Genomic DNA, 25,802 nt, shown 5'->3' on the forward strand with positions numbered 1-25,802 from the left:
ACGCGCGTGTCATTGATCGCTTCCGACCATTTCCGCATCGTTGTCGGCCTCGGCAAGAGCGGCATGTCCCTGGTTCGCTTCCTGGCGAGCCGGGGCATCGCCTTTGCGGTGGCCGACACCCGCGCGCAGCCTCCGGAGCTTGAAACGCTACGCCGCGACTACCCGCAGGTAGAAGTGCGCTGTGGCGAGCTTGACGTCGATTTCCTCTGCCGCGCCGACGAGCTCTACGTGAGCCCGGGCCTGGCCTTGGCCACGCCGGCGTTGCAACAGGCCGCTGCCCGTGGCGTACGCCTGTCGGGCGACATCGAATTGTTCACCCGACATGCCAAGGCACCGATGGTGGCCATCACCGGTTCCAACGCCAAGAGCACGGTCACGACCCTGGTCGGCGAAATGGCGAGCAAGGCGGGCAAACGCGTGGCGGTGGGCGGCAACCTCGGCACCCCGGCACTCGACCTGCTGGACGATGCCGTTGAGCTGTACGTGCTGGAGCTGTCGAGCTTCCAGTTGGAAACCGTCGACCCGCTCAATGCGCAGGTGGCCACGGTGCTCAACATCAGCGAAGACCACATGGACCGCTACAGCGGCCTGCCGGCTTATCACCTGGCCAAGCACCGCATTTTCCGTGGCGCCGAGCAGGTGGTGGTCAACCGCAACGACCCGTTGAGCCGGCCGCTGCCGGTGGAAGGGCGTCCATCGTTCAGCTTCGGCCTCAACGTGCCCGACTTCAAAAGCTTCGGCCTGCGCGAACGCGATGGCGAAAAATACCTGGCCTACGAGTTCGAATGCCTGATGCCGGTGTGCGAGCTGAAAGTGCGCGGCGCACATAACCAGAGCAACGCCCTCGCGGCTCTCGCCCTAGGCCATGCTGCCGGCCTGCCGTTCGCACCGATGCTCGATGCGCTGCGCACGTTCACCGGCCTGGCGCACCGCTGCCAGTGGGTGCGCGAACGCAACGGCGTGCAGTGGTACGACGATTCCAAAGCGACCAATGTAGGCGCAGCCCTGGCCGCCATCGAAGGCCTGGGCGCCGACATCGACGGCAAGCTGGTGCTGATCGCCGGCGGCGACGGCAAAGGCGCCGACTTTTCCGCCCTACGTACTCCGGTCGCACGCCACTGCCGCGCCGTAGTGCTGCTGGGCCGCGACGCCGAGCGCCTGGCGCAGGCATTGGGCGACCACGTGCCGTTGATCCGGGTGAGCAGCCTCGACGAAGCGGTCGAGCAGTGCGCCAAGCAGGCCGAGCCGGGCGACGCTGTGCTGCTGTCGCCAGCTTGCGCAAGCCTCGACATGTTCAAGAATTTCGAAGAGCGGGGGCGTCTGTTCGCCCAGGCCGCAGAGAGGCTGGCATGATCTTTCGCGTCATCAAGCCATATCCGTCGCCGCTGATCAGCGGCCGTGGCATCGATCTGGATTTCGCTTTCCTCGCCGGTTGCCTGGCGCTGCTTGGCCTGGGCCTGGTGATGATCACCTCGGCCTCTTCGGAAGTGGCCGCCTTGCAGTCGGGCAACCCGCTGTACCACATGTTCCGCCACCTGGTTTACGTGGCCCTGGGCCTGGTCGCCTGTGGCGTGACCATGCTGGTGCCGATTTCCACCTGGCAGCGCATGGGCTTCATGATGCTGGTCGGTGCCTTCGCCTTGCTGGTGCTGGTGCTGGTGCCGGGTATCGGCCGTGAAGTGAACGGTTCGATGCGCTGGATCGGCTTCAGCTTCTTCAACGTGCAGCCTTCGGAAATCGCCAAGGTCTTCGTGGTGATCTACCTCGCCGGTTACCTGGTGCGTCGGCAGCAGGAAGTGCGCGAGAGCTGGATGGGCTTCTTCAAGCCCTTCATCGTGCTGCTGCCGATGGCCGGCCTGCTGCTGATGGAGCCGGACTTCGGCGCCACCGTGGTGATGATGGGCGCGGCGGCCGCCATGCTGTTCCTCGGCGGGGTGGGGCTGTTCCGCTTCAGCCTGATGGTGGTGCTGGCGGTGGTCGCGGTGTTCGTGCTGGTGCAGGCGCAGCCGTACCGGATGGCGCGCCTGATCACCTTTACCGACCCCTGGTCGGACCAGTTCGGTTCCGGCTACCAGCTGACCCAGGCGCTGATCGCCTTCGGCCGTGGCGAATGGTTGGGCGTGGGCCTGGGCAACAGCGTACAGAAGCAGTTCTACCTGCCCGAAGCGCACACCGACTTCGTGTTCTCGGTACTGGCCGAAGAGCTGGGCGTGGTCGGTACCCTGTGCACGGTGGCGCTGTTCGTGTTCGTGACGGTGCGTGCGTTGTACATCGGTTTGTGGGCGGAAAAGGCCAAACAGTACTTCGCTGCCTACATGGCCTTCGGCCTGGCGTTCCTGTGGATCGGCCAGTTCCTGATCAACATCGGCGTGAACGTCGGCCTGCTGCCGACCAAGGGCCTGACCTTGCCGTTCCTCAGCTACGGGGGCAGTTCGCTGGTGATCTGCTGCGCCTGCGTGGGGCTGTTGCTGCGCATCGAATGGGAAAGTCGAACCCATTTGGGCAGCGAAGAGCACGAATTCAGCGAGAAGGATTTTGCCGAGGAGCCTGCCCATGGCCGTTGACGGCAAGAACGTATTGATCATGGCCGGCGGCACTGGCGGCCATGTGTTCCCGGCCCTGGCCTGCGCACGCGAGTTCCAGGCCCGTGGCTATACCGTGCACTGGCTCGGCACGCCTCGTGGCATCGAGAACGAGTTGGTGCCGCAGGCCGGCATTACCCTGCACCTGATTCAAGTCAGCGGGCTGCGCGGCAAGGGCAAACTGTCGCTGCTCAAGGCGCCGTTGACGCTGGTCAAGGCCGTGCTGCAAGCCCGGCGCATCATGCGCGAACTGCGGCCGGTGTGCGTACTGGGCTTTGGCGGCTATGTCACCGGCCCTGGCGGCGTGGCCGCCAAATGGTGCGCAGTGCCCTTGATCATCCATGAACAGAACGCCCGGGCCGGTACCGCCAATCGCTTGCTGGTGCCCATGGCGGCGCGGGTCTGCGAGGCTTTCCCCGATACCTTCCCGGCCAGCGACAAACGTCGCACCACCGGTAACCCGGTGCGTCCCGAGCTGTTCCTGCAAGCACCACGCGAACCACTGGGCGAGCGTCGCGCGCGCCTGCTGGTGCTCGGCGGTAGTCTGGGCGCGGAACCATTGAACAAATTGCTGCCTAAGGCCCTGTCCGAAGTCGCTGCGAGCGTGCGCCCGGAAGTTTTCCACCAGGCCGGCAGGCATCACGCCGAGATCACCGACCAGCGCTACCGCGAGGTCGAGGTGCAGGCGCACGTCGAACCCTTCATCAAGGACATGGCCCATGCCTATGGCTGGGCCGACCTGGTGGTCTGCCGCGCAGGTGCGCTGACCGTCAGCGAGCTGGCTGCCGCCGGCTTGCCGGCGTTGTTGGTGCCTTTGCCCCACGCGATCGACGACCACCAGACCCACAACGCCCATTACCTGGCGCAGGACGGCGCGGCCTTCCTGATGCCACAAGCGACCACTGGCGCAGCCCAGCTCGCTGAACGCCTGAACGAGGTGCTGATGCAACCCGAGAAACTCCACACCATGGCCGGCACCGCGCGCCGGCTGGCCAAGCCTGCGGCAACCAGCACCGTAGTCGATATCTGCCTGGAGGTGGCCCATGGTTGAACACCAGAAAGCCATGCCCCACCCGAAAATGGGCCGCATCCGGCGCATCCACTTCGTCGGCATCGGCGGCGTGGGCATGTGCGGGATCGCCGAGGTACTGCTCAACCTGGGCTACCAGGTCTCCGGCTCCGACCTCAAGACCTCGCCGGTGACCGAGCGCTTGCAGTCGTTCGGTGCCGAAATCTTCGTTGGCCACCGCGCCGAGAACGCCGCCAGCGCCGATGTGCTGGTGGTATCGAGCGCGATCAACCCGGCCAACCCGGAAGTGGCGACCGCACTGGAGCGGCGCATTCCCGTGGTGCCGCGTGCCGAAATGCTCGCCGAGCTGATGCGCTACCGCCATGGCATCGCCGTGGCTGGCACCCATGGCAAGACCACCACCACCAGCCTGCTGGCCTCGGTGTTCGCCGCAGGCGGCCTGGACCCGACATTCGTCATCGGCGGTCGCCTGACCGCCGCCGGCACCAATGCCCAGCTCGGCACCAGCCGCTACCTCATCGCCGAAGCCGACGAGAGCGACGCCAGCTTCCTGCACCTGCAACCGATGGTCGCCGTGGTCACCAACATCGACGCCGACCACATGGCGACTTACGAAGGCGACTTCAACAAGCTGAAGAAGACCTTCGTCGAATTCCTGCACAACCTGCCGTTCTACGGCTTGGCGGTGATGTGCCTGGACGACCCTGTCGTGCGCGAAATCCTGCCCCAGGTCAAGCGCCCGACGGTCACCTACGGCTTCAGCGAAGAGGCCGACATCCGCGCCATCAACGTGCGCCAGCAGGGCATGCAGACCCACTTCACCGTGCTGCGCCGCGACCTCGCCCCGCTGGACGTCTCGGTCAACATGCCGGGCAACCACAACGTACTCAACGCCCTGGCCACCATCGCCATCGCCACCGACGAGGGCATCAGCGACGATGCCATCGTGCAGGGGCTGTCGGGCTTCCAGGGCGTTGGGCGACGCTTCCAGGTATACGGCGAGCTGCCGGTCGAAGGCGGCAGCGTGATGCTGGTCGACGACTACGGCCACCACCCCACCGAAGTCGCTGCGGTGATCAAGGCCGTGCGCGGCGGCTGGCCTAGCCGTCGTTTGGTGATCGTCTACCAGCCGCACCGCTACAGCCGTACCCGCGACCTGTACGACGATTTCGTGCAGGTGTTGGGCGATGCCAACGTGCTGCTGCTGATGGAAGTCTATCCGGCGGGCGAAGAGCCCATCCCCGGTGCCGACAGCCGCCAGCTGTGCCACAGCATCCGCCAGCGCGGCAAGCTCGACCCCATCTACATCGAACGCGGCGCCGAGCTCGCGCCCCTGGTCAAGCCGCTGCTGCGCGCCGATGACATTCTGATCTGCCAAGGCGCCGGCGATGTTGGCGGCCTGGCGCCACAACTGATGAAAAGCCCGCTGTTCGCGGGCGCCAAGACTGCCCAGGAGACATCGAAATGAGCAGCGCCTACGACCGACTGCACGCCACCCTCGACGTCAAGGCCTATGGCCGCGTCGCGGTGCTGTACGGCGGCAAGAGTGCCGAGCGCGAAGTGTCGCTCAAGTCGGGCAACGCCGTGCTCGGCGCTTTGCGTGACGCCGGCGTCGACGTGGTCGGCATCGATGTCGGCGACGACCTGCTGCAACGCCTGCTGGCCGAGAAGATCGACCGCGCCTTCATCATCCTGCACGGCCGTGGCGGTGAAGATGGCAGCATGCAGGGCTTGCTCGAATGCCTGGGCATTCCCTACACCGGCAGCGGCATCCTGGCCTCGGCCCTGGCGATGGACAAGCTGCGCACCAAGCAGGTGTGGCAGAGTCTGGGCATTCCGACGCCGCGCCACTCGGTGTTGGCCAGCGAAAACGACTGTATTCGCGCCGCCACGGAACTGGGCTTCCCGCTTATCGTCAAACCCGCCCATGAAGGTTCAAGTATCGGCATGGCCAAGGTGAACAGCGCGCAAGAGCTGGTCGCCGCTTGGCAGGATGCCGCCCACTACGATTCCCAGGTCCTTGTCGAACAATGGATTCATGGTCCCGAGTTCACTGTCGCGGTATTGCGCGGCCAGGTGCTGCCGCCGATCGCCCTCGGCACGCCTCATGTGTTCTACGACTACGACGCCAAATACGTCGCCAATGACACCCAATACCGCATTCCCTGCGGGCTCGATGCCGCGCGGGAACAAGAACTGATCGAACTGACCGCGCGCGCCTGCGATGCCATCGGCATCGAAGGCTGGGGGCGGCTGGACGTGATGCAGGACGAGCAGGGCCGCTTCTGGCTGCTCGAAGTCAACACCGCACCAGGCATGACCGATCATAGCCTGGTACCCATGGCGGCCCGCGCGGCCGGTCTGGACTTCCAGCAGTTGGTGCTGGCGATCCTGGCCGCCAGCGTCGAGACGCGAGGTTAACGATCCATGCAAGGCGCGATGGTACGTCATCAGCAACCCGCCCCCGGCCGCAGCAAGCCGGTGCCGCGTGGTGCCAGCCGACTGGAGGCCACCGAGCCGATGTCGGCGCGCCTGCCCAAAGCCAATTTCTCGGTGCTCAAGCGTCTGCTATGGCCCGTGTTGTTGGTGGCGGCCGGGTTCGGTGCGTACGAAGGGGCGATTCGCCTCATGCCCTATGCCGATCGCCCGATCAGCAAGATCGCCGTGCAGGGCGACCTCAGCTACATCAGCCAGCAGGCGGTGCAGCAACGGATCGCACCCTTCGTGGCGGCCAGCTTCTTCAGCGTCGATCTGGCAGCGATGCGCAGCGAGCTAGAAACCATGCCGTGGATCGCCCACGCCGAAGTACGTCGGGTCTGGCCCGACGAGGTGGTGGTGCGCCTGGAAGAGCAACTGCCGGTGGCCCGCTGGGGCGACGCGGCGCTGCTCAACAACCAGGGCCAGGCCTTCACGCCGCGCGAGCTGTCCAATTACAACCACTTGCCGCAGCTTGCCGGGCCGCAACGCGCCCAGCAGCAAGTGATGCAGCAGTACCAGGTCTTGAGCCAGATGCTGCGCCCCCTCGGCTTCTCCATTGCGCGTTTGGAATTGCGCGAGCGGGGCAGCTGGTTCCTGACCACCGGCGGCGGCAGTTCGGGCGCCGGTATCGAACTGCTGCTGGGGCGCGACCATCTGCTCGAGAAGATGCGCCGTTTCATTGCCATATACGACAAGACGCTTAAAGAGCAGATCAACAATATCGCCCGCATTGATCTGCGTTACGCCAACGGCCTGGCCGTGGGCTGGCGGGAACCGATTGCACCGACGACGGCCGACCCCGCCGTCGCGAAGAATTAGAGAGAGGCAGGACCATGGCAAACGCGCATAGCGGCAAAATGATCGTCGGGCTGGACATCGGCACGTCCAAGGTGGTGGCGCTGGTGGGTGAAGTCGCCGCCGACGGCACCCTGGAAATCGTGGGCATCGGCACCCATCCGTCACGCGGCTTGAAAAAAGGCGTGGTGGTCAACATCGAGTCGACGGTGCAGTCGATCCAGCGCGCTGTGGAAGAAGCGCAGCTGATGGCCGGCTGCCGCATCCACTCGGCCTTCGTCGGGGTGGCCGGCAATCACATCCGCAGCCTCAACTCCCACGGCATCGTCGCCATTCGCGACCGCGAGGTCAGCACCGCCGACCTGGAACGCGTGCTGGACGCGGCCCAGGCCGTCGCCATCCCGGCCGACCAGCGCGTGCTGCACACGCTGCCCCAGGACTACGTGATCGACAACCAGGAGGGCGTGCGCGAGCCCTTGGGCATGTCGGGCGTGCGCCTGGAAGCCAAGGTTCACGTAGTGACCTGCGCCGTGAACGCGGCGCAGAACATCGAGAAGTGCGTACGCCGCTGCGGCCTGGAAATCGACGACATCATCCTCGAGCAACTGGCCTCGGCCTACGCCGTGCTGACCGATGACGAGAAAGAGCTGGGCGTGTGCATCGTCGACATCGGCGGCGGCACCACTGACATCGCCATCTTCACCGAAGGCGCCATTCGTCATACCGCAGTGATTCCGATCGCTGGCGACCAGGTCACCAACGACATCGCCATGGCGCTGCGCACGCCGACCCAGTACGCCGAAGAAATCAAGATCCGTTACGCCTGTGCCTTGGCCAAGCTGGCCGGCGCCGGTGAAACCATCAAGGTGCCGAGCGTAGGCGACCGTCCGCCGCGCGAGCTGTCGCGCCAGGCGTTGGCCGAAGTGGTGGAGCCGCGTTACGACGAGCTGTTCACCTTGATCCAGGCGGAACTGCGCCGCAGTGGCTACGAAGACCTCATTCCTGCCGGCATCGTCCTCACCGGCGGCACCGCGAAGATGGAAGGCGCCGTGGAACTGGCCGAAGAAATCTTCCACATGCCGGTACGTCTGGGCGTACCGCACAGCGTGCGGGGTCTGAGCGACGTCGTGCGCAACCCAATCTATTCCACCGGCGTAGGCTTACTCAGCTACGGTTTGCATAAGCAGACCGACGAGCTGCCGTTGTCCGGTAACAGCAACAACAACAGCTATGGCGATGAACCTAAGGCTCCAGTGCTCGAACGCTTCAAGCGCTGGGTGCAGGGCAATTTCTAAGTTTCAAAGCAGTAGTGGTAGGCGCAACAACTAGAGAACTGTAAGGAGAGGGAAAATGTTCGAGCTCGTAGACAACGTCCCGCAAAGTCCGGTCATCAAGGTGATCGGCGTCGGTGGCGGCGGTGGCAACGCCGTCAACCACATGGTCAAAAGCAGCATCGAAGGCGTCGAATTCATCTGCGCCAACACCGATGCCCAGGCGCTCAAGAGCATTGGTGCGCGTACCATCCTGCAACTGGGTACCGGGGTCACCAAGGGCCTGGGCGCAGGTGCTAACCCGGAAGTCGGCCGTCAGGCCGCACTGGAGGACCGCGAGCGCATCGCCGAGGTGCTGCAGGGTACCAACATGGTCTTCATCACCACCGGCATGGGTGGCGGTACCGGTACCGGCGCGGCGCCGATCATCGCCGAAGTGGCCAAGGAAATGGGCATCCTCACCGTTGCGGTGGTGACCCGTCCGTTCCCCTTCGAGGGCCGCAAGCGCATGCAGATCGCCGACGAAGGCATCCGCATGCTGGCTGAAAGCGTCGACTCGCTGATCACCATTCCCAACGAAAAACTCCTGACCATCCTGGGCAAGGACGCCAGCCTGCTGTCCGCCTTCGCCAAGGCCGACGACGTATTGGCCGGTGCCGTTCGCGGTATCTCCGACATCATCAAGCGTCCGGGCATGATCAACGTCGACTTCGCCGACGTGCGCACCGTGATGGGCGAGATGGGCATGGCGATGATGGGTACTGGCTGCGCCAGCGGCCCGAACCGTGCTCGCGAAGCCACCGAGGCGGCCATCCGCAACCCGCTGCTCGAAGACGTCAACCTGCAGGGCGCCCGCGGCATCCTGGTCAACATCACCGCCGGTCCCGACCTGTCCTTGGGCGAGTACTCCGACGTGGGTAGCATCATCGAGGCCTTCGCTTCCGATCACGCCATGGTCAAAGTCGGCACCGTGATCGACCCGGACATGCGCGACGAGCTGCACGTCACCGTCGTGGCCACCGGCCTCGGTGCGCGCATCGAGAAACCGGTCAAGGTGGTTGACAACACCCTGCAAACCGCCCAGGCGGTGTATGAGTCGTCCAATCCGGCCGCCGCCAGCCGTCCGACCGAGAAAGCGGAAGTCAACTATCGCGATCTGGAGCGTCCGACCGTCATGCGCAACCAGGCGCACGCCGGCACGTCCGCTGCAGCCAAGCTGAACCCTCAGGACGATCTGGATTACCTGGACATTCCAGCCTTCCTGCGTCGTCAGGCCGATTGATGGAATTTATCAGGACTATAGGGGTGATTGGTATTCATCAAAGGTTGGCTCTGGTATTATTTCCAGCCTTTGTTGATACCTGTTCGCAATTAGCGATGAAGCGGCCAATGCCATGATTAGACAACGCACCCTGAAGAACACCATTCGCGCTACCGGCATCGGCCTGCACTCCGGTGAGAAGGTCTACCTGACCCTCAAGCCGGCGCCCGTCGATACCGGCATCGTCTTCCGCCGTGCTGATCTCGACCCGGTGGTCGAAATCGCCGCACGTGCGGCCAACGTCGGTGAGACCACCATGTCCACCACGCTGGTCAACGGTGACGTCAAAGTCGACACGGTCGAGCACTTGCTGTCCGCCATGGCGGGTCTGGGCATCGATAACGCCTACGTCGAGCTCTCCGCCTCGGAAGTGCCGATCATGGACGGCAGCGCCGGTCCGTTCGTATTCCTGATTCAATCCGCCGGTCTCGAAGAACAGGACGCACCCAAGAAGTTCATCCGCATCCTGCGTGAGGTCACCGTGGAAGAGGGCGACAAGCGCGCCACCTTCCTGCCTTTCGAAGGGTTCAAGGTGAGCTTCGAGATTGATTTCGATCACCCGGTTCTACGTAACCGCACGCAGAGCGCCAGCGTCGATTTCTCGAGCACTTCGTTCGTGAAGGAAGTCAGCCGCGCACGTACTTTCGGTTTCATGCGTGACATCGAGTACCTGCGCAAGCACAACCTCGCCCTCGGCGGCAGCGTCGACAACGCCATCGTGGTGGATGAGGAAGGCGTGCTCAACGAAGACGGTCTTCGTTACGAAGACGAATTCGTCAAGCACAAGATCCTCGATGCCATTGGCGATCTCTACCTGCTGGGCAACAGCCTGATCGGCGAATTCAAGGGCTACAAGTCCGGCCATTCGCTGAACAACCAGTTGTTACGCAAACTGATCGCCGAAACGGATGCTTGGGAAGTGGTCGTTTTCGAAGACGCCAGTACGGCGCCTATCTCGTACATGCGCCCTGTTGCAGCGGTGTAAGTTCGAACACTCTCTAGTCGTTCTTGAGGCCACCTTCGGGTGGCCTTTTTATTGAGCTCAAATAAGCCAACGACACGCAATTGAGTCGATCAACCCTTGCGCGGCCCATGCGCGGCCAAACGCTCTAACGCTGCCCGTAGTTTGGGGTCGGTGATGCCTTCGGCCGAACCGCGAATGCTGTCGGCCGCATCGCTGGACAGCTCCGGCCCCTGGCCCTGGCGTCTGGCCGGCACCAGCGGCGGCTGCACCTTGAACAGTATCCGGTTCAGGTTCGCGAACGCTTCCAGCGCCTGCAACTGGCGCTGCAAGCGCTTCTGCTGATAGCGCAGGCGGGTCGCCCAATGGCCGTCGGTGACGATCAGCAACAGCACACCGTCGCGCCACGAGGCGATGTGGCAGTGGGCCCGCGCGGCCGGCTGCAGTTGGCTTTCCAGCAGGCGCTGCAAATGCGCGATGCGTTCGGCCTGGCCGAGCAGGCGGCGCAACGGACGAGCCTGGCGCAACAGCACGGCTGGGGGAAGGGCGGGGGAGGGCTTGTAGGCCATGGGCGCATGCCAAAGCTGAAGAAGGCGGCAGTCTAGCAGAGGTACGCGCAAGTGCTGGGGCGACCTACTTTTGCGTGGATCAAATGAATGTGTCCGGGGTATGCAGAAACATGGCCCTCTTCAGTGTCCATAGCTTTCATGATTCGTTGCCTTGAACTTGGCAATAATGACCTTATGTTACAAACGCCCCTGCCAAAGCGCTGTGCCAGCATCGTGGACATCGACCACTTTCCTCACCATCGTTTCCGGGTAGAATGCTCGTTCGCATGCGGCCCTCGGCTGCACGGGCGACTCATGGGGCCGCCCTCCATCCCCACGTGTGGAAGATCCTGCCTATATGTTTGCGCCTTTGTTAAAGAAACTTTTTGGAAGCAAGAACGAGCGTGAAGTCAAACGCATGCTCAAGACGGTCAACACCGTCAATGCCTTCGAAGAGAAAATGGTCGCCCTCTCCGACGAGCAGCTGCGCGCCAAGACCGCAGAGTTCAAAGAGCGCCTGGCCAAAGGCGAGACGCTTGATCAACTGCTGCCCGAAGCCTTTGCCGTAGCCCGTGAAGCCGGCAAGCGGGTCATGGGCATGCGCCACTTCGACGTCCAGCTGATCGGCGGCATGACCTTGCACGAAGGCATGATCGCGGAAATGCGCACCGGCGAAGGCAAGACCCTGGTCGGCACCCTGGCCGTGTACCTCAATGCCCTGTCGGGCAAAGGCGTGCACGTGGTCACGGTCAACGACTACCTGGCTACCCGGGACGCCAACTGGATGCGTCCGCTGTACGAATTCCTTGGTCTGTCCGTGGGTATCGTTTCGGCGTTCCAGCCACCCGAGATGAAGCGCGCTGCCTATGCCGCCGACATCACCTACGGCACCAACAACGAATTCGGTTTCGATTACCTGCGCGACAACATGGCGTTCAGCCAGGACGAGAAATTCCAGCGCGAACTCAACTTCGCCGTGATCGACGAAGTCGACTCGATCCTCATCGACGAAGCGCGTACTCCGCTGATCATCTCCGGCCAGGCCGAAGACAGCTCCAAGCTGTACATCGAGATCAACCGCCTGATCCCGACCCTGACCCAGCACATCGAAGAAGTCGAAGGCCAGGTCACCCAGGAGGGCCACTACAGCATCGACGAGAAGACCCGCCAGGTCGAACTCAACGAAGCCGGCCACCAGTTCATCGAAGAGATGCTCACCCAGGCAGGCCTGCTGGCCGAAGGCGAGAGCCTCTACTCGGCGCACAATCTGGGCCTGCTGACCCACGTCTACGCCGGCCTGCGCGCGCACAAGCTGTTCCACCGCAACGTGGAATACATCGTGCAAGACGGCCAGGTGCTGCTGATCGACGAGCACACCGGCCGCACCATGCCGGGCCGTCGCCTTTCCGAGGGCCTGCACCAGGCCATCGAGGCCAAGGAAAACCTGAACATCCAGGCCGAAAGTCAGACCCTGGCCTCGACCACCTTCCAGAACTACTTCCGTCTCTACAACAAGCTGTCCGGCATGACCGGTACCGCTGACACCGAAGCGTTCGAGTTCGCCCAGATCTATTCGCTCAACGTGATGGTGATCCCGCCGAACAAGCCGCTGGCGCGCAAGGACTTCAACGACCTGGTCTACCTGACCTCCGAAGAGAAGTACCAGGCGATCATCGCCGACATCCGCGAGAGCATGGCTCAGGGCCGTCCGGTGCTGGTCGGTACCGCCACCATCGAAACCTCCGAGCACATGTCGCGCCTGCTCACCCAGGAAGGCATCGAGCACAAGGTGCTCAACGCCAAGTACCACGAGAAGGAAGCCGAGATCATCGCCCAGGCCGGTCGCCCGGGCGCGCTGACCATCGCCACCAACATGGCCGGTCGCGGTACCGACATCTTGCTGGGCGGCAACTGGGAAGCCGAAGTGGCGGCCCTGGAAGACCCGTCCGCCGAGCAGATCGCGCAGATCAAGGCCGATTGGCAGAAGCGCCACCAGCAGGTCATCGAAACCGGCGGCCTGCACGTCATCGCTTCCGAGCGCCATGAATCGCGCCGTATCGACAACCAGTTGCGTGGCCGTTCCGGCCGTCAGGGCGATCCGGGTTCGAGCCGCTTCTACCTGTCGCTCGAAGACAGCCTGATGCGCATCTTCGCCTCCGACCGCGTGAAGAACTTCATGAAGGCGCTGGGCATGCAATCCGGCGAGGCCATCGAGCACCGCATGGTCACCAACGCCATCGAGAAAGCCCAGCGCAAGGTCGAAGGCCGCAACTTCGACATCCGCAAGCAGTTGCTCGAATACGACGACGTGGCCAACGAGCAGCGCAAGGTGATCTACCACATGCGCAACAGCCTGCTGGCGGCCGAGAACATCGGCGAGACCATCGTCGCCTTCCGCCAGGAAGTGCTCGACACCACCATCAGCCAGCACATTCCGCCGCAATCGCTGCCCGAGCAGTGGGATGTGGCCGGTCTGGAAGCCGCGCTGTCCAGCGACTTCGGCATGAAACTGCCGATCCAGCAGTGGCTCGACGAAGACGACCACCTCTATGAAGAGACCCTGCGCGAGCGACTGCTCAACGAGATCACCACCGCCTACACCGAGAAGGAAGACCAGGCGGGCGAAGAGGCCCTGCGCAGCTTCGAGAAGCAGATCCTGCTGCGCGTGCTGGACGACCTGTGGAAAGACCACCTGTCGACCATGGACCACCTGCGCCACGGTATCCACCTGCGCGGCTATGCGCAGAAGAACCCCAAGCAGGAGTACAAGCGCGAGTCGTTCACGCTGTTCCAGGAACTGCTGGAGTCGATCAAACGCGACGCCATCCGCGTGCTGTCCCATGTCCAGGTACGCCGCGAAGATCCGGAAGAGGAAGAGGCGCGTCTGCGTCGCGACGCCGAAGAACTGGCCAGCCGCATGCAGTTCGAGCATGCGCCGGCGCCAGGTCTGGACGTCGACCCTGAAGCGGTGGAAGAGCCGGTTGCTGCGGTCGTAGCCGCAGAGCCTGTGCGCAACGACCAGAAGCTGGGCCGCAACGAGCTGTGCTGGTGTGGTTCGGGCAAGAAGTTCAAGCATTGCCACGGCCAGATCGAGTGACACGGGCCACACGGCCCATCCAGGCCAGGTGACACACCTGGCCTGACGATCGCAACACCCGGGGCCGCTCAGCGGCCCTGGTCATTTTTCAAGCGGCTGCGCCAGTGACGGCGTGCCGATACCCCCACTGTTTTGTCTAGGAGCGCTTACATGGCTGTCGGTCTTGGTCCTCTGCCCACCTTGCACCCGGTTCCGGGTTTCGAACTCGGCATCGCCTCGGCGGGCATCAAGCGTCCCGGACGCAAGGATGTGGTGGTGATGCGCTGCGCCGAAGGCTCCAGCGTGGCGGGCGTGTTCACCCTCAATGCGTTCTGCGCGGCGCCGGTGATCCTCTGCCGCCAGCGCGTGCAAGGCCCGGTCCGCTACCTGCTGACCAACACCGGCAACGCCAACGCCGGCACTGGCGCACCGGGTCTTGCGGCGGCCGAGCGCACCTGCGCCAAGCTTGCCGAACTGACCGGCGTCGAGGCCAGCGCCGTGCTGCCATTCTCCACCGGGGTGATCGGCGAGCCGCTGCCCGTGGAGAAGATCGAAGGCGCCCTGCAAGCGGCCCTCGACGACCTGCGCGAAGACAATTGGGCCACCGCCGCGACCGGCATCATGACCACCGACACCCTGCCCAAGGGTGCCAGCCGGCAGTTCCAGTTCGGCGGCCAGACCGTCACCGTCACCGGCATCAGCAAAGGCGCGGGCATGATCCGTCCGAACATGGCGACCATGCTCGGCTACATCGCCACCGACGCCAAGGTCGCCCCGGCGGTGCTCAAGGACCTGATCCTCGACGGCGCCAACAAGTCGTTCAACCGTATCACCATCGACGGTGATACCTCGACCAACGACTGCTGCATGCTGATCGCCACCGGCAAGGCCGACGTGCCGGAAATCACCCAGGCCTCGGGCGAGCTGTTCGAAGCGCTCAAGGCGGCGGTGTTCGAGGTGTGCATGGAAGTGGCCCAGGCCATCGTGCGTGACGGGGAAGGCGCCACCAAGTTCGTCACCGTGCAGGTCAACGGCGGCGGCAACCCGCAGGAGTGCCTGGACGTCGGTTACGCTGTGGCGCATTCGCCGCTGATCAAGACCGCGCTGTTCGCCTCCGACCCCAACTGGGGGCGTATCCTCGCCGCCGTGGGCCGGGCCGGTGTGCCGGATCTGGACGTCAGCCTGATCGACGTCTACCTGGGCGACGTGTGCATCGCCAGCCAGGGCGGGCGCAGCGCCAGCTACACCGAAGAGCAGGGTTCGGCGGTGATGGCCCAGGCCGAAATCACCATCCGCATCGAGTTGGGCCGTGGCGCGTGCAGCGAGACCATCTGGACCACCGACCTGTCCCACGAATACGTCAAGATCAACGCCGAATACCGCACCTGATCCGCCTCTGCCGGGCGCCGGCCTAGCCCCGGCGGCCGCGGCCCCCTTGCGCCGTCGACGGCGCGTCAGTGCCCGTCGATGGCGACTTCGTACCGCCTGGAGTCCACCATGAGCTATCACCTGATCATCGGCGACAAGCGCTACTCCTCCTGGTCGCTGCGCGCCGCCTTGGCGCTGGACCTGACCGGGGCCCCCTACCAACAGACCTTGGTCAAGCTCAAGCAGCCCGACACCCGTGCGCACCTGCTTGAGCACTCGACCACTGGCAAAGTGCCGGTGCTCAAGAGCGAGCATGGCACCATCGCCGACTCCCTGGCCATCGCCGAGTACCTCGCCGAAAGGCATCCTTCCGCGCAGCTGTGGCCGCAGGACATCGCCGCGCGCGCCAAGGCCCGTGCCGCCTGCGCCGAGATGCACAGCGGCTTCGCCGAGCTGCGCACCGCCATGCCCTTCGATGTCACGCGCGACCAGGCGCTGGAGCCGATGCCTGCGCAGGTACGGGCCGACATTGACCGCATCGTTGCCCTCTGGGCCGAATGCCGGGCGGCCAGCACCACGCCAGGCCCGTTCCTGTTCGGCGCGCCGGGTATCGTCGATGCCTTCTTCGCACCGGTCGCCGTGCGCCTGCGCACCTACCGCGTCGAGGTGCCGGCGCAGGCGGCGGCCTACATCGAAGCCATCTACGCCTGGCCCGCGTTCCGAACCTGGCGGCAGGCCGGCTTGGCCGAGGCACAGGCATGAGCCGGGTGCATGTGGTGACTGCCGTGATCCGGCGCGCCGATGGTCAGGTGCTGTTGGCCCAACGCAGCGCCAGCCAGCATCAGGGCGGACTGTGGGAGTTTCCCGGCGGCAAGGTCGAAACCGGGGAGGGAGTCGAGGCGGCGCTGGCGCGCGAGCTGCGCGAGGAACTGGGCATCGAGGTCAGCGCCTCACGGCCCTTGATCACCGTCAGCCACGACTACCCCGACAAGCAGGTGCTGCTGGAAGTGCGCGAAGTCAGCGCGTTCACCGGCGAACCCCACGGCGCCGAAGGTCAGCCACTGGCCTGGGTCGCCCCGCGGGATCTGCCCGGCTACGAGTTTCCCCAGGCCAACCGGCCGATCGTGGCGGCGGCGCGCTTGCCCGATCAGTACCTGATCACCCCGGACGACCAGGACCCTGGCCAGTTGCTACGCGGCATCCGCCAGGCCGTCGCCAATGGTATCGGCCTGATCCAGCTGCGCGCGCCCGACGGCTACGACCCCAAGTACCGCGACATCGCCGTGGATGCCGTGGGCTTGTGCGCCGGCAAGGCACAACTGATGCTCAAAGGGCCGCTGGAGTGGTTGGGCGACTTCCCGGCAGCGGGCTGGCACCTGACCGCCGCGCAGTTGCGCAAATACGCGGCCAAGGGCCGGCCGTTTCCGACGTCACGTTGGCTGGCAGCCTCCTGCCACGATGCCGAAGAGTTGGCGTTGGCCGAACAGATGGGCGTGGATTTCGTCACCTTGTCGCCGGTGCAGGCCACCCAGACCCATCCCGAGGCGACGCCCTTGGGTTGGGAGCAGGTACAGGGGTTGATCGCCGGGTTCAACCAGCCGGTGTTCGTGTTGGGCGGGGTCGGGCCGCAGCAGCGTGAACAGGCATGGCAGGCGGGCGCGCAAGGTGTGGCGGGAATTCGGGCGTTCTGGCCGAACGTCGAGTGATGGGCCGGTGAAAGGACGGCCGGCGCCAAAGCGCCGGCCTGCCGTGCTCACACTGGCCGCTTGGCCGCCTCCCAGAGCACTTCGGCCACTCCCTGGCGGCGGCCGATGATGCGCGAGGCGACGAACAGCAGGTCCGACAGGCGGTTCAGGTAGGCCAGGCCTACGGCGCCCAGTGGCTCCACCGCGTTCAACTGCTGGCAGCGGCGTTCGGCCGTACGCGCTTGGCTGCGACACACGTGGGCCTGGGCGATCAACGCCGAACCGCTGGGCAGAATGAAGTTCTCCAGCGGTCCCAATTCTTCGTTCCACACATCGATGGCCGCTTCCAGGCGCTCCACCTCGTGGAGAGTGAGCGCCTGGTAGCTGGGCATCGCCAGCTCGCCGCCCAAGTCGAACAGCCGATGCTGACACGGGGCCAGCACGTCGCTCACCTCCGTCAACCCTTGCTCGGCTAGCCCCGCCAACAACAGCCCCAGGTGGCTGTTGAGCGTATCCACTTCGCCGATGGCCTCGACCCGCGGATGGTCCTTGGCGACCCGGCGCCCGTCGCCCAAGCCGGTTTCGCCTCGGTCACCGGTGCGTGTGTAGATCTTCGAAAGGCGATAGCCCATGGTCATGGCTCCATAGCGGTGGACGGGCTGGCCGTCGGGGTCAAGGGCAGGCGCAAGGTGAAGCAGGTGCCGTGGCCGGGGCTCGACTGCACCTCCATCTGGCCCTTGTGGTTGTTGGTGATGATGAAGTACGAGACAGACAGGCCAAGGCCGGTGCCCTGGCCGATGTCCTTGGTGGTGAAGAAGGGCTCGAAGATGCGCTTGCGCACGTTGTCGCTCATGCCCATGCCGTTGTCCTCAACCTGGATTTCCGCCCAGGGCGAGCTCATCCGCGTGCGGATGCTGATGCGTCCCGGCTCGCTCGGTTGGGGACGCTGGTGGATCGATTGCGCCGCGTTCTTCAGCAGGTTCAGCACGACCTGTTCCAGTTCGTTGGCAATGACCGGCACCGGCCCCAACGCGGGGTCGAATTCGCGCAGGATGGCCTGGCCCTTGAAGTCGAAGCCCACGCTCAGATCGAAGTCGTTGCCAGCGATGTCCACCGCTTGGTCGATCAATGCCGGCAGGTCGCACGGCACCAGCTGGCGGTTGCTCAAGCGGCTGAAGCTGAGCATGTGGGTGACGATCTTCGCCGCCCGGGTACCGGCCTGCTGGATGCCGTCGAGCAAGTGCGGCACTTGGCGCTCGTGTAGGTAGCGGTCGACCGCGGCCAGATCGACAGCCAACGCCTGAGCGGTCTCCTGGTTGCGCGGCAGGTCCGCTGACAGGCGTCTGCGCAGGTTCTGCACGTTATGCAGGATGGCGCCCAGGGGGTTGTTGATTTCGTGGGCCATGCCGGCGGCCAGGCCGCCCACCGAGAGCATCTTCTCGGACTGCACCATCATTTCTTCCAGCGACAGGCGCTGGGTGATGTCGTCGATGCGGATCACCACACCGCGGCCGCCCCCGCCGGTCAGCGGGTAGAAGGTCAGGGCATAGTGCCGGAGGCTGTCGCCGTGGTGCCAGGTGACCCGCTCCACCTCGGCGACACGGTGGTGCTCGACGCTGTCCTTGAGCTGCGGCAGGAACGGCTTGAGCGGTTCGAACGCGAGGAAGATCGGCTGGTTCAGCGCCTCGCTCAAGGGCGTGCCGGAGAGCGCGGTGGCGGCCTGGTTCCACTGCGTGACGTACAGTTCCTCGTCCAGGGCGATCAGCGCCGAGGGCATGGAGTCGATGATGCTGTTGAGGTAGTTCTGGAAGCCCGTGAGCTTTTTCTCGATCTTGCCGCGCACCTGGACTTCCAGCTCCAGCTTGCGGTTGGTGTGGCGGGTTTCCTCGGCCAGGCCCTGGGCCTGATCGAAAGCCGACTGGAACTCGTCGCGCGCGCGCTTGAGCTGCTGCTCACGCGCTTCGATGCGCGACAGCATGGTGTTGAAGGCATCGGCCAGGCTGCCGATTTCGTCGTCGTTGCCGCGTTGCGCGCGCAGCGCGTAGCTTTCCTCGCGGGTCACCTGGCGGCTGAGTTCTTCGAGCTGGTTGATCGGCCGCGTGATCAGTCGCTTGATCTGCCGCGCCACCACCAACCACAACAGGCAACCCAGCACCAGAATCGCCAGACTGGCGGTAAGAGTGCCGGTGTAGAAAGCGCTGGGCAATTCGCTGCTGGCCACCAGCAGCAAATGCGCGGGCGGGCTGCCGGGGCGCGGCAGGGTGATCACCTGGGTGCTGCGAAACTCGCGCAGGCGCCAAGCGTCGATGTTGCGAAAGCGGTGGGGCAGGGCCAGCGGCTCGTCGCGCTGCAACTGCGCCAGTTGCCGACCGTCGCTGCCGTACACGGCGGCCGCGTGCAGCGGTGAGTAGCTCTCCAGGGCGTTGAGCAGTTGCTCGGCCTGCTCGCTGGAATCGCCGGCGCGGGCCGCCAGCGCCGGATTGTTCGCCAGCCGGCCGATGGTCTGCAGGGCCTGGGGCGCCATGCTTTCCTGGGTGATCCAGTAGGCGGCGCTGATGAAGGTGAGGTTGGCGACCACCAGGATGGTGACCAGCAGCACCAGCAGGGCGGCGAAGAGTTTCTGCCCGACCGGCAGGTTGTCCAGGCGATGGCGCAGGTTCATGGGCGCACGTGTTCCCTGTCGGTTGGAGGAGCGCAGTCAGACGCTGGGCAGACCGCGCGCTTGCAGGCTATCGACCAGGCGCTGGCGCAGGTGTTCAAGGCGCGGCACGGGCAACTGGTGGCGCGCCGCGCAGCGGCAGGCATGGCCCAGCAGGTAGTGGATCTCGGTACGGCGCCCGGCGCGCACGTCCTGGTGCATCGAAGAGTAGTTGGCGGCGGTGGCGAGGATGACCCGCTGCACGTCCTCGGCCAGGTCTTGCGCGGCGTCGGACTGGCCGCACCGTTGCAGCAGCAGTGACAGCTCGGCGCACAGGCCTTCGACTTCGTCGAGGTGGCCCAGCAGGCCGCCGTTGCGGCAGCCGTGCAGTACGGTCAATGGGTTGATCGCGCAATTGAGCGCCAGCTTGCGCCACAGGCGGGTAAGGATGTCGACGGTCCATTGCGCGGGAATGCCGGCATCGTGTAGGTCGTCCAGCCAGACCGGTGGCGTGGCCTGCAGCGGATCGCCCAGCCAGGTGAAGCCCTGGCCGGCGAAGCGCACCGCGAACGGCGCTTCGAGAAAAGCGCCTTCGGTGCTGGAGGCGCAGATGCAGCGTGCGTGGGGCGCCTGCTCGGCGACCTCGTCCTGGCTGCCCAGGCCGTTCTGCAACAGGATCAGCTCAGCACCAGGCGCCAGTCTGGGCAGCAGGCCGGCGATGGCCGGCGCGGCATCGTAGGCCTTGCAGGCCAGCAACAAGCGGTGGATCGGCGTCTCCGCGCTGGCCGTCTGCGCAGGAACGGCGTAGTGGCTGCGGTGTTCCTGCTCGTGCAACGTCAGGCCGCCGGCGGTCTGGTAGGCGTCCAGCGCACGCTGGTCGCGCAGGATCAACCGCACCGCCTTGCCTGCCCGCGCCAGGCGGCAGGCCCACAGGCTGCCGAGGCTACCGGCGCCGAGAATATGCCAGCTGCTGCTCATCTGCGTTTCGCAACCCGTTATAATGGGCCCGCATTTTAACCCTCAAAACATCCGCGCTCCATCGCCTGGGCCGTTGGCCGAAGGCGTGTCGAGCGCGCCGTTCATTTATGGAGAGTAACCCATGCCTTCGTTCGACGTGGTATCGGAACTGGACAAGCACGAAGTGCAGAACGCTGTCGAAAACGCCATCAAGGAACTCGACCGCCGCTATGACCTCAAGGGCAAGGGCAGCTTCGAGTTCAAGGACAAGGAAAAGACCGTCGCCCTCACTGCCGAGGCCGAGTTCCAGCTCGAGGCGATGATCGAGATCCTGCGTCTGGCCTTGGTCAAGCGCAAGCTCGACGTCAAGTGCCTGGAAGTCAAAGACGCCTACGCCTCGGGTAAGGAAATGAAACAGGAAGCGGTGTTCCGTGAGGGCATCGACAAGGACCTGGCCAAGAAGATCGTCGCCGAGATCAAGGACGCCAAGCTCAAGGTGCAGGCCGCCATCCAAGGTGAGCAGGTGCGCGTCACCGGCAAGAAGCGCGACGACTTGCAGGAAGCCATCGCTCTGCTGCGCACCAAGGAATTCGACATGCCCTTGCAGTTCAACAACTTCCGCGACTGATTCGAGCGCGCCAGGAACCTCCCTGGCGCCGGCAGGGTCCACCCCTCCCGTGCCCGCTGCCAGCTGGCGGCCGGTTTCAACGTGTACATGCCGCTCGGCATCAGGAGATAAACATGGATTTGAACGCTGAAGTCGATCAGCTGGTTCACCAAACGCAAACCTGGATTCCCTTGATCCTGCAGTACGGCAGCCGCCTGCTGCTGGCGCTGCTGACCCTGGCCATCGGCTGGTGGGTCATCAACCGCCTCAGCGCGCGGCTGGGCAAATTGGTAGGGCTGCGCCACTCCGACGCCGCCTTGCAGGGCTTCATCGCCACGCTGGCCAACATCGTGCTGAAGATCCTGCTGATGGTCAGCGTGGCCTCGATGATCGGCATCGAAACCACCTCCTTCGTCGCCGCCATCGGTGCTGCCGGTCTGGCCATCGGCCTGGCATTGCAGGGCAGCCTGGCCAACTTCGCCGGCGGGGTGCTGATCCTGCTGTTCCGTCCGTTCCGCATCGGCGACTGGATCGAGGCACAAGGCGTCAGCGGTACGGTCGACAGCATCCAGATCTTCCACACCGTGCTGCGCACCGGCGACAACAAGACGGTGATCGTGCCCAACGGCAGTCTGTCCAACGGCATCATCACCAACTACAACCGCCAGCCGACCCGCCAGGTGGTGTTCAACGTCGGTGTGGACTACGACGCCGACTTGCAGAAGGCCCGTGAGGTGCTGCTGGACCTCGCCAAGGACCCCCGCGTGCTGCCCGATCCCGCCCCCGCGGCGGTGGTGTCGGAATTGGGCGACAGCTCGATCACCGTGTCGCTGCGCGTCTGGGTGAAGACACCGGACTACTGGAGCCTGATGTTCATGCTCAACGAGCAGACCCGCGACCGCTTGCGCGCCGAAGGCATCGACATCCCGTTCCCGCAGCGGGTGATCCGCGTGGTGCAGGAAGCGCCCGCACAGTAGACCCTGCTGGGTCGTACAACCTGTGGGAGCATCGCGAGATGCTCCCACAGGCGTTTCTGCCCTTACACTTGTTCACAGCGCCGCCCCTGGCGTTGTGGCATACAGCCTGCCACTCATCCCTTCCTGCCGATTCCGACCCATGAAACCATTGCTGCACATCACCCCGGCCCGCGCGCTGCTGTTCGGGCTCACCCTGGCCTTGTTCGAGCTGCTGACCTACCTTGCCAGCGATGCGGTCATGCCGGCCATGCCCAATGTGGTCGCCGACCTCGACGCCAGCCCCGAGTACATTCCCCACGCGCTTAACCTGTACCTGCTGGGCGGGGTGCTGTTGCAGTGGCTGATCGGCCCGCTGGCCGACCGCTATGGCCGGCGTCCTTTGCTGCTGACCGGTTGCCTGCTGTTCGGCGCGGCGTGCCTGGGCACCTATTGGGCACACGACATCACCCTGTTCAACCTGCTGCGCCTGTTGCAGGGGGTGGGTCTGGGTTTCGTGGTCACGGTCAGCTACCCGGCGTTGAACGAGGCCTTCAGCGAGGCTGACGCCGTGCGCATGATGGCGCTGCTGGCCAACATCGCCTTGCTCTCACCGCTGCTCGGACCTCTGGTCGGTACGCTGATGCTGCAATGGCTCGACTGGCGCTGGCTGTTCGTGGCCTTCGCGGTGGGGGCGGTGATGACCTGGGCGTTGCTGTACCGGCTGATGCCGGAAACCCTGGGTGTCGAGCGGCGCGACGGCTCGCGTCTGCCGTTCACGCCGATCGAGCTGCTGCCGCTGTTGCGCGGCTACGGACAATTGCTCGGCAACCGCCGCTTCGTCGCCGGCAGTGCGGCGCTGGGGCTGGTGGGCCTGCCGCTGATCGCCTGGATCGGCCTGTCTCCGGTGCTCCTGATCCACGACGAAGGCTTGAGCGCGATGGCCTACGCGCTATGGCAACTGCCGGTGTTCGCCGGGCTGATCCTGGGCAACCTGATCATCAACCACATCGCCGACCGCTATCCACTGGCGACCCTGCTACGCGGTGCGCTGCTGCCTTATCTGGCCGGTTTGGTCGTACTGGTGCTGGCTACCTGGTCATGGCCTTCGGTGCCGAGCGTGGTGCTGGGTCTGTCGTTGTACGCGGCGGGCTTGGGAATCGCCAACGCGGTGCTGTACCGCCTGACGCTGTTTTCCAGCCTGCAGAGCAAAGGCCTGGTGTCGGCCATGCTGGGCATGATCACCATCGCCTTGTTGGGCTTGGGTGGCGCGCTGCTGGCGGTGCTTGGCGCCGGCGCCAGCCTGTTGAGCTTCGCCGTGGCGGCCAGCGCGGCAGGGGCGTTGGCGCTGTGGCCGCTGTGGTCGATCGTCGGCGCACGTGCGGGGCAGCGAGTACCCGCAGCCTAGGGCAGGGGGGTGATCGCGCGCCGCGTTGTCAGGATTTTTCCGAAGGCGGCTCGGCCGTTGCGCCCAAGGCGCCCGGTCGCGATTGCTGACGCCATTGCAGGGCGATCAGGATCAAGGTTGGCACGCCCAGCAACGCCGTGATCATGAAGAAGTTGTGGTAGCCGAGCTTCTCCACCATGACGCCGGAATAACCGCCGATCAGGCGCGGCAACAGCAGCATGATCGAGCTGAGCAGCGCGTACTGGGTGGCGGAGAACTTGAGGTTGGTCAGGCTCGACAGGTAGGCGACGAAGGCCGAGGTGGCCAGGCCTGAACTCAGGTTGTCCAGGGAGATGGTGAGGATCAGCATCTGCAGGTTCGGGCCCATGTCGGCGAGCATGACGAACAGGACGTTGGTCGCCGCCGAGCTGACCCCGCCGATGAACAGGATCGGCAGAATGCCGAAGCGCACGATCAGCAACCCACCCACGCCTGCGCCGACCAGGGTCATGATCAGGCCGAAGATCTTGCTGACGCTGGCGATCTGGTCCTTGGTGAAGCCCTGGTCGATGTAGAAGACGTTGGCCATCACACCCATCACCGTGTCGGACATGCGATAGGTGGCGATCAGCCCGAGCAGCAGCAACGCTTGCCAGCGGTAGCGCTGGATGAAGTCGTTGACCGGTGTGAGCACTGGTGCCAGACCGCGGCGACCCATGGACGACAGGCATGCCCAGGTCAGCAGCACATAGAGGACCAGACGCATGAAGGCGCGGTCGTCACGCGCCAGGTCGAGCATGGTGGCATTGCCGAACACCACGCTGGCCCAGTCGGTGTTGAACATCTGGGTGAAGCTTGCCGGCACCGACACCAGCAGGATGATCAGCACGAACACCGAAGCCAACTGATGGCCCAGGCCATAACGCGCGGCCGACAGCTGGGTGCGCAGCGGCACCGGAGGCTCGCGCATGATGAGCGTGGTGAACACCGCTGGCAGCATGATCACGCCGAACAGCACGTAGGTCCCGGTCCAGGCCTTGTGCAGGTAGCTGAAGCCGGTCGAGCCGAACCACTCGGCGAAGAACAGCGCGCCGGCGGTCGCCAGCAGGGCTGCGATCCGGTAGCCGGCCATGTAGCTGGCGGCCAGGGCAGCCTGGCGCTGGTCGTCGGCGATTTCCAGGCGGTAGGCGTCGACGGCGATGTCTTGCGTGGCCGAGGCGAAGGCGACCAGCACCGCCAGCGCGATCAGCCAGGACAGATGCTGTTGCGGATCGCACAGGCCCATGCCGATCAGCCCCAACACGACCAGGGTCTGCGACAGCAGCAGCCACGAGCGACGCCGGCCCATGCCGCCGAGCAGCGGCAGGCGCCATTGGTCGAGCAGGGGCGACCAGACCCATTTGAAGGCATAAGCCAAGCCGATCAGGCTGGCGTAGCCGATGGTCTCGCGAGCGACCCCGGCTTCCCGCAGCCACACCGACAGGGTCGAGAACACCAGCATGTAAGGCAAACCGGCGGCGAAGCCGAGCAGCAGAAGCACCAAGGTCGAGGGACTGGCGTAGGCAGCGAGCGCAGCGCGCCAGGTTTTACGGGACATCGGCCACTATCTGCCTCAAGGTTGCATGAACAAAACGCGCACTCTACCCGCTGTGCTCTACTGGACGCCAGCCGTGTCGGGCCATATCCACACGATCGGCGCTGATTCGCACGCCCTCGGCGCGCAGCCTGGCCCGTTGCTCGTCCCCGGACGGCGTGCCGCTGGCCAGGCTCAAGTGGCCGTTGGCGGCCACTACACGGTGCCAAGGCAGGCGACTGCCTGCGGGCAGCTGGCTCAAGGTCCTGCCGACCCAGCGTGCCGCACGGCCCAGCCCGGCCAGTTCGGCCAGTTGCCCGTAGCTCACCACCTTGCCTGTCGGCACGCTGCCCAGAACGCTATATAGCGCCGTTCGTCGGGCTTGGGCGATCATGGCCTCGGGCAGTGCCGAATCGTTCATGGGTGCAGCCTCCCAAGTTTGGAAACGCTTCAAGCGAATAGATTTAAATGAGAATTGAACTCAACTCCAGAGCGGGTGTCTGTGCTTGCTCTGACCGCGGCGATCTGGATAATGCCCGGGTTTTCCACCTTCCGAGCCTTTCGATCCGCTT

22 protein-coding genes are annotated in these 25,802 nt (G+C 64.8%); 16 read left to right on the forward strand and 6 right to left on the reverse strand.

Annotation, left to right across the window (positions count from 1 at the left end; all coding sequences use genetic code 11):
- Positions 1–6: 6 nt before the first annotated feature.
- The 9 genes from murD (at position 7) to lpxC (ending at position 10,462) form a co-directional block, all read left to right on the forward strand.
- Positions 7–1,353, forward strand: coding sequence for a UDP-N-acetylmuramoyl-L-alanine--D-glutamate ligase (murD, locus tag ACSMEV_RS07930; protein ID WP_459207927.1), 1,347 nt, complete (start codon positions 7–9; stop codon positions 1,351–1,353).
- On the forward strand, positions 1,350–2,564 hold the full coding sequence (gene ftsW, locus ACSMEV_RS07935) for a putative lipid II flippase FtsW (protein ID WP_459207928.1): 1,215 nt from the start codon (positions 1,350–1,352) through the stop codon (positions 2,562–2,564). Before murD ends, ftsW begins: the two co-directional genes overlap by 4 nt.
- Positions 2,554–3,633 (forward strand): undecaprenyldiphospho-muramoylpentapeptide beta-N-acetylglucosaminyltransferase, encoded by a 1,080-nt coding sequence (gene murG, locus ACSMEV_RS07940; RefSeq protein WP_459207929.1) that lies wholly within the window; start codon positions 2,554–2,556, stop codon positions 3,631–3,633. The genes ftsW and murG overlap by 11 nt, the downstream gene beginning before the upstream one ends.
- Entirely contained in the window at positions 3,626–5,080 is a 1,455-nt protein-coding gene (murC, locus tag ACSMEV_RS07945) for a UDP-N-acetylmuramate--L-alanine ligase (protein ID WP_459207930.1), read from the forward strand. Before murG ends, murC begins: the two co-directional genes overlap by 8 nt.
- A complete protein-coding gene (locus tag ACSMEV_RS07950) occupies positions 5,077–6,033 on the forward strand; it encodes a D-alanine--D-alanine ligase (RefSeq protein WP_459207931.1) in 957 nt (318 codons plus the stop codon). The genes murC and ACSMEV_RS07950 overlap by 4 nt, the downstream gene beginning before the upstream one ends.
- Positions 6,034–6,039: 6 nt before the next feature.
- Positions 6,040–6,909, forward strand: coding sequence for a cell division protein FtsQ/DivIB (locus ACSMEV_RS07955; protein ID WP_296264642.1), 870 nt, complete (start codon positions 6,040–6,042; stop codon positions 6,907–6,909).
- A gap of 14 nt (positions 6,910–6,923) precedes the next feature.
- A complete protein-coding gene (gene ftsA / locus ACSMEV_RS07960; protein WP_296264644.1) occupies positions 6,924–8,180 on the forward strand; it encodes a cell division protein FtsA in 1,257 nt (418 codons plus the stop codon).
- 55 nt (positions 8,181–8,235) lie between these two features.
- Positions 8,236–9,438: a cell division protein FtsZ gene (gene ftsZ / locus ACSMEV_RS07965; RefSeq protein ID WP_296264646.1), complete on the forward strand. Its 1,203-nt coding sequence runs from the start codon at positions 8,236–8,238 to the stop codon at positions 9,436–9,438.
- 112 nt (positions 9,439–9,550) lie between these two features.
- Complete coding sequence (lpxC, locus tag ACSMEV_RS07970; RefSeq protein WP_296264647.1) at positions 9,551–10,462, forward strand: UDP-3-O-acyl-N-acetylglucosamine deacetylase; 912 nt, start codon at positions 9,551–9,553, stop codon at positions 10,460–10,462.
- A gap of 89 nt (positions 10,463–10,551) precedes the next feature.
- On the opposite strand, the gene ACSMEV_RS07975 is transcribed toward lpxC, so the two are convergent.
- Entirely contained in the window at positions 10,552–11,007 is a 456-nt protein-coding gene (locus ACSMEV_RS07975) for a DUF721 domain-containing protein (RefSeq protein WP_459207932.1), read from the reverse strand.
- Between the two features lie 337 nt (positions 11,008–11,344).
- On the opposite strand from ACSMEV_RS07975, the gene secA reads away from it, so the two are divergent.
- From secA to ACSMEV_RS07995, 4 genes are all read left to right on the forward strand, one after another.
- On the forward strand, positions 11,345–14,083 hold the full coding sequence (gene secA / locus ACSMEV_RS07980; protein ID WP_459207933.1) for a preprotein translocase subunit SecA: 2,739 nt from the start codon (positions 11,345–11,347) through the stop codon (positions 14,081–14,083).
- Positions 14,084–14,233: 150 nt separating this feature from the next.
- Positions 14,234–15,451, forward strand: a complete 1,218-nt coding sequence (gene argJ, locus ACSMEV_RS07985; protein WP_459207934.1) for a bifunctional glutamate N-acetyltransferase/amino-acid acetyltransferase ArgJ — start codon at positions 14,234–14,236, stop codon at positions 15,449–15,451.
- A gap of 108 nt (positions 15,452–15,559) precedes the next feature.
- Entirely contained in the window at positions 15,560–16,192 is a 633-nt protein-coding gene (locus tag ACSMEV_RS07990) for a glutathione S-transferase family protein (protein WP_459207935.1), read from the forward strand.
- A complete protein-coding gene (locus ACSMEV_RS07995) occupies positions 16,189–17,136 on the forward strand; it encodes a Nudix family hydrolase (protein WP_459207936.1) in 948 nt (315 codons plus the stop codon). The genes ACSMEV_RS07990 and ACSMEV_RS07995 overlap by 4 nt, the downstream gene beginning before the upstream one ends.
- A 47-nt stretch (positions 17,137–17,183) precedes the next feature.
- On the opposite strand, the gene ACSMEV_RS08000 is transcribed toward ACSMEV_RS07995, so the two are convergent.
- Genes ACSMEV_RS08000 through ACSMEV_RS08010 form a run of 3 tightly spaced genes read right to left on the reverse strand, consistent with a single transcriptional unit; the run spans position 17,184 to position 20,731 of the window.
- Positions 17,184–17,747 (reverse strand): cob(I)yrinic acid a,c-diamide adenosyltransferase, encoded by a 564-nt coding sequence (locus tag ACSMEV_RS08000; protein ID WP_459207937.1) that lies wholly within the window; start codon positions 17,745–17,747, stop codon positions 17,184–17,186.
- Positions 17,748–17,749: 2 nt separating this feature from the next.
- Positions 17,750–19,777, reverse strand: a complete 2,028-nt coding sequence (locus tag ACSMEV_RS08005) for an ATP-binding protein (RefSeq protein ID WP_459207938.1) — start codon at positions 19,775–19,777, stop codon at positions 17,750–17,752.
- 36 nt (positions 19,778–19,813) lie between these two features.
- Positions 19,814–20,731: a putative 2-dehydropantoate 2-reductase gene (locus tag ACSMEV_RS08010; RefSeq protein WP_459207939.1), complete on the reverse strand. Its 918-nt coding sequence runs from the start codon at positions 20,729–20,731 to the stop codon at positions 19,814–19,816.
- Between the two features lie 121 nt (positions 20,732–20,852).
- On the opposite strand from ACSMEV_RS08010, the gene ACSMEV_RS08015 reads away from it, so the two are divergent.
- The 3 genes from ACSMEV_RS08015 to ACSMEV_RS08025 all read left to right on the forward strand — a co-directional run bounded on the left by ACSMEV_RS08015 (position 20,853) and on the right by ACSMEV_RS08025 (position 23,678).
- Positions 20,853–21,338 (forward strand): YajQ family cyclic di-GMP-binding protein, encoded by a 486-nt coding sequence (locus tag ACSMEV_RS08015; RefSeq protein WP_459207940.1) that lies wholly within the window; start codon positions 20,853–20,855, stop codon positions 21,336–21,338.
- Between the two features lie 113 nt (positions 21,339–21,451).
- A complete protein-coding gene (locus tag ACSMEV_RS08020) occupies positions 21,452–22,294 on the forward strand; it encodes a mechanosensitive ion channel family protein (protein ID WP_296264666.1) in 843 nt (280 codons plus the stop codon).
- Positions 22,295–22,433: 139 nt separating this feature from the next.
- Complete coding sequence (locus tag ACSMEV_RS08025) at positions 22,434–23,678, forward strand: MFS transporter (protein ID WP_459207941.1); 1,245 nt, start codon at positions 22,434–22,436, stop codon at positions 23,676–23,678.
- 28 nt (positions 23,679–23,706) lie between these two features.
- Here ACSMEV_RS08025 and ACSMEV_RS08030 read toward each other — a convergent pair whose 3' ends face one another.
- On the reverse strand, positions 23,707–25,254 hold the full coding sequence (locus ACSMEV_RS08030) for an AmpG family muropeptide MFS transporter (RefSeq protein WP_459207942.1): 1,548 nt from the start codon (positions 25,252–25,254) through the stop codon (positions 23,707–23,709).
- Positions 25,255–25,297: 43 nt separating this feature from the next.
- The gene (locus ACSMEV_RS08035) at positions 25,298–25,651 is read right to left on the reverse strand and encodes an MGMT family protein (protein ID WP_459207943.1); all 354 of its coding nucleotides are present in this window, start codon (positions 25,649–25,651) and stop codon (positions 25,298–25,300) included.
- Positions 25,652–25,802 lie beyond the last annotated feature (151 nt).

This window comes from Pseudomonas sp. MLB6B, assembly GCF_054508135.1.

Excerpts from the sequence above, each read along its gene's own strand:
- ftsW (WP_459207928.1), top strand. The coding sequence starts at position 1,350 with ATGATCTTTCGCGTCATCAAGCCATATCCGTCGCCGCTGATCAGCGGC.
- murG (WP_459207929.1), top strand. The coding sequence starts at position 2,554 with ATGGCCGTTGACGGCAAGAACGTATTGATCATGGCCGGCGGCACTGGC.
- murC (WP_459207930.1), top strand. The coding sequence starts at position 3,626 with ATGGTTGAACACCAGAAAGCCATGCCCCACCCGAAAATGGGCCGCATC.
- ACSMEV_RS07950 (WP_459207931.1), top strand. The coding sequence starts at position 5,077 with ATGAGCAGCGCCTACGACCGACTGCACGCCACCCTCGACGTCAAGGCC.
- ACSMEV_RS07955 (WP_296264642.1), top strand. The coding sequence starts at position 6,040 with ATGCAAGGCGCGATGGTACGTCATCAGCAACCCGCCCCCGGCCGCAGC.
- ftsA (WP_296264644.1), top strand. The coding sequence starts at position 6,924 with ATGGCAAACGCGCATAGCGGCAAAATGATCGTCGGGCTGGACATCGGC.
- ftsZ (WP_296264646.1), top strand. The coding sequence starts at position 8,236 with ATGTTCGAGCTCGTAGACAACGTCCCGCAAAGTCCGGTCATCAAGGTG.
- lpxC (WP_296264647.1), top strand. The coding sequence starts at position 9,551 with ATGATTAGACAACGCACCCTGAAGAACACCATTCGCGCTACCGGCATC.
- ACSMEV_RS07975 (WP_459207932.1), bottom strand. The coding sequence starts at position 11,007 with ATGGCCTACAAGCCCTCCCCCGCCCTTCCCCCAGCCGTGCTGTTGCGC.
- secA (WP_459207933.1), top strand. The coding sequence starts at position 11,345 with ATGTTTGCGCCTTTGTTAAAGAAACTTTTTGGAAGCAAGAACGAGCGT.
- argJ (WP_459207934.1), top strand. The coding sequence starts at position 14,234 with ATGGCTGTCGGTCTTGGTCCTCTGCCCACCTTGCACCCGGTTCCGGGT.
- ACSMEV_RS07990 (WP_459207935.1), top strand. The coding sequence starts at position 15,560 with ATGAGCTATCACCTGATCATCGGCGACAAGCGCTACTCCTCCTGGTCG.
- ACSMEV_RS07995 (WP_459207936.1), top strand. The coding sequence starts at position 16,189 with ATGAGCCGGGTGCATGTGGTGACTGCCGTGATCCGGCGCGCCGATGGT.
- ACSMEV_RS08000 (WP_459207937.1), bottom strand. The coding sequence starts at position 17,747 with ATGGGCTATCGCCTTTCGAAGATCTACACACGCACCGGTGACCGAGGC.
- ACSMEV_RS08005 (WP_459207938.1), bottom strand. The coding sequence starts at position 19,777 with ATGAACCTGCGCCATCGCCTGGACAACCTGCCGGTCGGGCAGAAACTC.
- ACSMEV_RS08010 (WP_459207939.1), bottom strand. The coding sequence starts at position 20,731 with ATGAGCAGCAGCTGGCATATTCTCGGCGCCGGTAGCCTCGGCAGCCTG.
- ACSMEV_RS08015 (WP_459207940.1), top strand. The coding sequence starts at position 20,853 with ATGCCTTCGTTCGACGTGGTATCGGAACTGGACAAGCACGAAGTGCAG.
- ACSMEV_RS08020 (WP_296264666.1), top strand. The coding sequence starts at position 21,452 with ATGGATTTGAACGCTGAAGTCGATCAGCTGGTTCACCAAACGCAAACC.
- ACSMEV_RS08025 (WP_459207941.1), top strand. The coding sequence starts at position 22,434 with ATGAAACCATTGCTGCACATCACCCCGGCCCGCGCGCTGCTGTTCGGG.
- ACSMEV_RS08030 (WP_459207942.1), bottom strand. The coding sequence starts at position 25,254 with ATGTCCCGTAAAACCTGGCGCGCTGCGCTCGCTGCCTACGCCAGTCCC.
- ACSMEV_RS08035 (WP_459207943.1), bottom strand. The coding sequence starts at position 25,651 with ATGAACGATTCGGCACTGCCCGAGGCCATGATCGCCCAAGCCCGACGA.